The organism is Lamprobacter sp. (assembly GCF_034860625.1).
Taxonomy (GTDB): domain Bacteria; phylum Pseudomonadota; class Gammaproteobacteria; order Chromatiales; family Chromatiaceae; genus Lamprobacter.
Window position 1 is genome coordinate 1 of sequence record NZ_JAYESN010000210.1, and the last position, 5,478, is coordinate 5,478.

A 5,478-nucleotide genomic window follows, 5' to 3' on the forward strand; every position below is an offset into this window, starting at 1 on the left:
AAGCGGCACAGACCCGCGCGAGCAGGGTCGGAAAGTGCCCAAGACAGTGTCGACGGCCCTCGGCATCTCAATGCCAATAGGCCAATGACGGATGCAACCGAACGACCCGCGCATCCAGTGCGACGGGCTCCAAACCGCGCCATGCCAGGTAGCGCCGCAGTGGCTCTGCTTCAGAATGGTCCGGCGCAAGCGCCTCGGACCAGACGCGATGGAGTTGGGATCGGGCACGCTGCAGATCGGCATTTGTCGGACCTGTCCGGGCAGGCCGATGACTTGGAATCGTCCTGACCGCGTTGGTCAGTCCAGCATCCGGCGCGCATCCGAGCACGGCCGCGATCTGCCACAAGACCTCTGGGAACGACCAGCCGAACAGCCACTGCAGCAACGCCAGCCCATCCGGAAAGGCGCCGCAGGTCGCACAGATGCCACCTCCGGTGGCGTCGACATCGGCAAACAGACGAAAACCATCGCCATGGCGACCGCGATGCACCGGGCAGGGACCATGCCGTCCAGGACGCTGCAGCGCTGGTCCAAGGCGATCACCCGTCAGCGCCGAGAGCACGAACAGCCAGCCCGTGCGACGCACAGCAGCACGCACCTCGGTCGCCTCAAGGCGTCTGCGCTGAGGCGCTGCAACAACAAACGATGAACGCGACATCTCAGAGCACTCCAGTCAGCAGAATCTCATGGTGAAGACGGCCGCCCCGAGCCGGGTCGTGCATCCAGAGCGGAGTACGACCACGACCGGGGGAGTGACTCAGGCCAAGGCTGGCCGAAGGTGGGTGTGTTGAGCGCGTTCGGCGAGCAGCGCGCGGGTGCGCGCTTCATCGATGATCAGTCGGTAGACCGACTTCACCAGGCGGCGGGTCTCGCGATCGTTGGTACTGGCGAGCAGGTTGTAGACTGTCGTCTTCGCCCGGGCCAGTTCGGCGTCGCTGGCAGTGTCGAGAAACGTATCGAGCGTATTCCAGAGGTCACGATTCAGACGCATGGGAGGTCTCCTCAGCAAACGCGGGGAGACAGCTCCACTGGGGAGGCTCTCTCCCCAGGGGTGGATTGTGCTGCCGATCGGCAGCGAGGTTGCAGGGACGCGATTGAACACCCCAAAACGGGGTGGCGACTCAGAGCGTCTTCGGTCGCCAGAGAGGGTGATCAGCACAACGCCGATCACCGGAGGAAACGGCCCCCTGTCCAGTGCACGCGGGCGTGGTGCTCGTGTGTACTGGAAAAGGTGGCTGGATGCGGGTGGGCTGTGCAGCCGTCGCTACAAGCTTGCCGCAACGGTTGCCGTCAGCGACAGGCCGAAAGATCAGCGCTGGGCGGAGGTTTCGTTATGGGGCTCGATGGGGGTGAAGTCGACCCACGAAGAGCAGGGCGACAGCGCGGCTCGGTCAGTGCGAATCTGCTTCATGATCGGCCCTGCATGGCCATTCTCAACGAACGGCTTTTCTCGCGCGAGCTTGCGCTTCGATCTCGCCACAGCGCGTGAGTAGAACATCGAACGGTTCCGCCTCATCGAGCAGCAAACCGTCCTCGACCATGCGTTGATAATCCTCGGCAAGTCGGTCGCGTGCAGCACCATGAGGCACCAGACACAATGCACCGGTCACGGCCGCGGCATAGTCGATTGGTTGTCCCTTGGCGTCCTTCTCGGCAAAGAAGAGACGCTTATGGCGCGCGACAGCATCCGCGATCGCGGTATCGGCCAGTGCCCTGGACGCATGCCCGGTCTCGCCGAGCCGGGCGATATCGTGCCAGTGACGGGAGAAGCGCTCGGCACTGCGGAATCGTCCCTGCAAGCAATAGACATGAATGGCCGTGGCCTTTTCCCAAAACGTGCGCTCGATGCGCATGACCCGCGGATTCGCCGTCGGAAACTCAACCTCAGGCAGATGCACCGACGCATCACAGATAATGGACCGGGACTCCCAGGGCTCGCCGGTGGAGCGGGCTCCAAACTCCAGCATCACGGCGGGGCGGATATAGCCTGTGCCCGCAGCGAGCGGCTGATAGTCGATGCACAGGGTGTCGTCGTCCGCTCGTGCGGTCGCATCAAGACCTTCCGCGTGCAATCTGGACGCGATGACCGGCATCACCGCCTCGGTCACCCAGGTCGGCAAGCGCGAGCGGATCTCCCGAGACCATTTTTTTTCTTGGCTGCGGGTGGCGGGGAGGGCGTCAGCGCTGTCCGTCACCAGATCCGGTGCGATCGCGCGGATGTCGTAGGTCAGGTCGATGTCTTCTGAGAACCGACGGATGGCCTGATACGCTTTGGAGAGCGATGTCCCGCCTTTGAACACCAGCTGCTCGCCAAGCGGCGATCGGAACAATGTTTCAAGCGCCCAGACCACCCAGACATCCTTTTCGAGCAGATGAGGAGGACGTCCGCACACCGAGGCCGCCACCTCCAAGGCCTCGCGACGATCACCGGGCGGGAGCCTGAGGAACGCCTCAGCCATCAGTGGCCAACTCGCTAATGCGCTCGGCCATCCAGGACGGCAGTTGCGCCCGCGCTGCGACCAGCGCCTTCAGTTCTGGCGCCGACAATCGGCGTTTAATGACCTGCAACGCCTCATCAGCGCGTTCCGGTCCGGCCCATCCGAGCGCCCGAATCGCCTCGCCAGCCGGCTGGTTGGCGAGCACGAACTGCCAGTGCGGCGCATGTTTGAGTTCAACCACCTGCGCACCCAGTCGAAGCTGTCGGCTGGGTCCGCTGGTCAGGTAGATCGCACGCATCGGCACCTGCACGGACAACCCCAGCGCGTTTGCCGCTGCGGCGCCGCTGGACGCGATGGATTCACCGCGCGCTCTGGCGATCGCCTCGACAACCTTGTCGGCCGAGGGTGCACGCTGGCCGTAACGCGCCTCGACCGGCCGCACATACAGCCCGCGACCAGCACGCAGCAGACGACCACGACGAACGAGCCGCGATAGCGCCTGGTCGATGGCCGCGCGGCTTCCCAGGTGAAGCAGGGTCTTGGCAGTGAGTGGAGCGCCCTCGGGGAGTCCCTGGGCATCGTTCAGGATGCGTTCGGTCAGTGTCGACATAGCTAGACCTCCGTGTCAGAAAGATAGACGGATTGCTGACAGGTCTCAAGCAGGCTTCGTGAGCGCGTGGATGCGCTCACACCTGTGTTTGGTCAGGTTGCTCAACAAGATGCTCATGGCAGTACCCCATTGGCATCCAGGCCATCTCAACAACCGGCGACCCCGCGGAACCGCTCCACGGGATCGCCGATCGGGTCAAGTTAAGTCAAGAGGCTCAGGCGGCGACCAACAGCTGCTCAGCGACCCCGAACAGGGCCTGCTTGAGCTCCGTCACCGCCTGCACACGAAGCGCGATCGGAAACAGCGCCGAGACATCGACGCCGATGCCAATGCCGACCGTTTCCAGTCCACTGGCCTGGCACAGGCGCAGGATATCCCGCGTGTCATCATAGGCATCCGGCTTGCCATCGCTCAGCACCAAGACGATGCGCCGCGACTCCGGTCGGGCCAGCAGATCGGCGGCGGCAAACCAGAGCGCACCGGCCATCGGTGTGGTCCCGCGCGCCTCCTGCACAAAGGCGCCGGCACGCGTGCGGGGACGCTCGCCATGGCGAACCATGACAGTCGCTGTCTGCGCCTCGCCATCCTGGCCGGGAAAGGCCGAGACGGCGACCGACACCCCATTGAGCTGATCGAGGGCCAGCGCGAGGGCCAGCGCCGACTCCAGCGCGATGTCGAGGCGTCGTTTCACAGAGCCATCGGCATCGCAGCGCACACTGGCCGCCATCGATCCGGACAGGTCGATCAGCAGATGCAGTGCCGTCTCCACCGCGATCCGCTCGCGTTTGCGGGCGAAGATCCGCGGATCGCCGATCGCCGATCGATAGAGCCGTTTCGACAGCAACCTTGGACCATGGCGATGCGCGTGCGAGCGATCCAGGCGCGAGGCCTGTATCAGCCCATCGAGCCGGGCCATCAGCGCCCGCGAGGTCTGCTGGACCTGTGCCAGGCGCTCAAGCCCGGCCTGGGCATCGCCCAAGTAGCGTTCACCGCGGGGCAGAATACAGCGACTCTGGCCGCTGCCCGCCGCCGCGAGCAGACCCCGGAGGGTCTCGAACGGATCGCCAGGCAGGTCCGCATCGGTGGCCTGCAGTGCTTGGGTCAGTGCGCGCTGTTGCGCAGCCGTCGCTTCGCGCGTCACGCTGGCATCGTTGGGCTTCGATTGCTTTGCAGCTGAGGCCTGATTGGCGCTAGCGTCCGAGTTCGAGTTCGAGTTCGAGTTCGAGTTCGAGTTCGAGTTCGTAGACGCACTGTCTTCAGTATCCGTGCTCGTACCGGTTTGGTCAGCCTCATCGTCCTTTGCGGGCTCGGGTCGTTGGCCCTGATCGTTGGTGCCAAGCACGTCGGTTGCGCTATCGTCAGCGTCATCAGTTCCAGCTCCTGAAGTGGGCTGAGCGCAATCTCCCGCTGCGCGATCGCCTTGCTGCGAGTCATCCTGCTCAGCTTCCGGCGAAGTCTGCTCCGGCTGTGCCGCTTCAGGTGGTTGAGGGGACTGTTGTCCCTCCTGCGCTGACCCTTGCTCTGCCTCCAGCAGATCCCGCACACGTCTTGTCAGCTCAGCCACCGCCTCGGTGCTCTGCAACTGCGACACCTCGCTCAGCAGCCCCTGCAGTCGATGCACAGTGCGGGCTGGAAAGACCGCCCGCAGGCGCTCCTCAGCACGCTGCGCTTCCGAATCCAGCAGCGCATAACCCAGCACGCGATGGCGCAGCGAGAGCAGCAGATAGCTGCTCAGGATCTTAGCCGGGTGGGCATCCAAGGACGGCGCCGTCATCGCACCCGCGTCAAGCAGATGCGCACAGACCGCCTGCAGGGTCTCGCGGGTGCCGGGATAAGGGCCGGCGAGCGCGCGCTCGATGCGCACATCCTCGAGGATGTTCAGGATCTGCCCACTCAGAGCATCGCCGTCTCGAGCCGCACGTCGGTAGACGTCAAAGTCCGTATAGCGCAGATGCGCGGCCTCATGCGCCAGATAGCCCCAGGCGACCGGCAACAGGGCCGAATCGCTGGGCAGGGCTGGCACCACGATGGTCTGACCATCGGTCAGGGCCTCGCTGCCGCCGACGCGGACAGCGACGCCGAACTGGCGTCCCAGCGCTGCGGCGACGATCGGCATGGCCCGGTGTAGGGTGGTTGAGGGTGTGATCATCAGGTGTCTCCGAAACAATCAATCGGGGACCGCCGCCCCCATGGGGCCGACGGCCCCGCGGGGGTGATGGATGAGGCCGTCAAGAGTCCGGTTGGAGCCGGTGACGGCCTGGGTGAAGGCTCAGAACCAGAAGTCCTGAGCGCTGATCGGCTCGGGTGGCGTCGATGGGGTCGGCGCCGGGGACGCTTTGGTCGACTCGATCTCCAGGGACTCGTCCTGGCCGTCAATCGCATCGTCATTGAACAAGGCGTCGAAGTCCGTGATCCGCTCCGGGTGGGTCG

5 protein-coding genes are annotated in these 5,478 nt (G+C 64.7%); all 5 read right to left on the reverse strand.

The window, feature by feature from the left end; genetic code table 11:
* Positions 1–67: 67 nt before the first annotated feature.
* The 5 genes from VBE63_RS24185 to VBE63_RS24205 all read right to left on the reverse strand — a co-directional run bounded on the left by VBE63_RS24185 (position 68) and on the right by VBE63_RS24205 (position 5,197).
* Entirely contained in the window at positions 68–658 is a 591-nt protein-coding gene (locus VBE63_RS24185) for a primase-helicase zinc-binding domain-containing protein (protein ID WP_323685574.1), read from the reverse strand.
* A gap of 99 nt (positions 659–757) precedes the next feature.
* Entirely contained in the window at positions 758–991 is a 234-nt protein-coding gene (locus tag VBE63_RS24190; protein ID WP_323685575.1) for a hypothetical protein, read from the reverse strand.
* Positions 992–1,433: 442 nt separating this feature from the next.
* Entirely contained in the window at positions 1,434–2,459 is a 1,026-nt protein-coding gene (locus VBE63_RS24195) for a nucleotidyl transferase AbiEii/AbiGii toxin family protein (RefSeq protein ID WP_323685576.1), read from the reverse strand.
* Positions 2,452–3,048, reverse strand: coding sequence for a DUF6088 family protein (locus VBE63_RS24200; RefSeq protein ID WP_323685577.1), 597 nt, complete (start codon positions 3,046–3,048; stop codon positions 2,452–2,454). The genes VBE63_RS24195 and VBE63_RS24200 overlap by 8 nt, the downstream gene beginning before the upstream one ends.
* 214 nt (positions 3,049–3,262) lie before the next feature.
* Positions 3,263–5,197, reverse strand: coding sequence for a VWA domain-containing protein (locus VBE63_RS24205; protein ID WP_323685578.1), 1,935 nt, complete (start codon positions 5,195–5,197; stop codon positions 3,263–3,265).
* Between the last annotated feature and the right edge of the window lie 281 nt (positions 5,198–5,478).

Coding starts and splice junctions, on each gene's coding strand:
- VBE63_RS24185 (WP_323685574.1), bottom strand. CDS start 658: ATGTCGCGTTCATCGTTTGTTGTTGCAGCGCCTCAGCGCAGACGCCTT.
- VBE63_RS24190 (WP_323685575.1), bottom strand. CDS start 991: ATGCGTCTGAATCGTGACCTCTGGAATACGCTCGATACGTTTCTCGAC.
- VBE63_RS24195 (WP_323685576.1), bottom strand. CDS start 2,459: ATGGCTGAGGCGTTCCTCAGGCTCCCGCCCGGTGATCGTCGCGAGGCC.
- VBE63_RS24200 (WP_323685577.1), bottom strand. CDS start 3,048: ATGTCGACACTGACCGAACGCATCCTGAACGATGCCCAGGGACTCCCC.
- VBE63_RS24205 (WP_323685578.1), bottom strand. CDS start 5,197: ATGATCACACCCTCAACCACCCTACACCGGGCCATGCCGATCGTCGCC.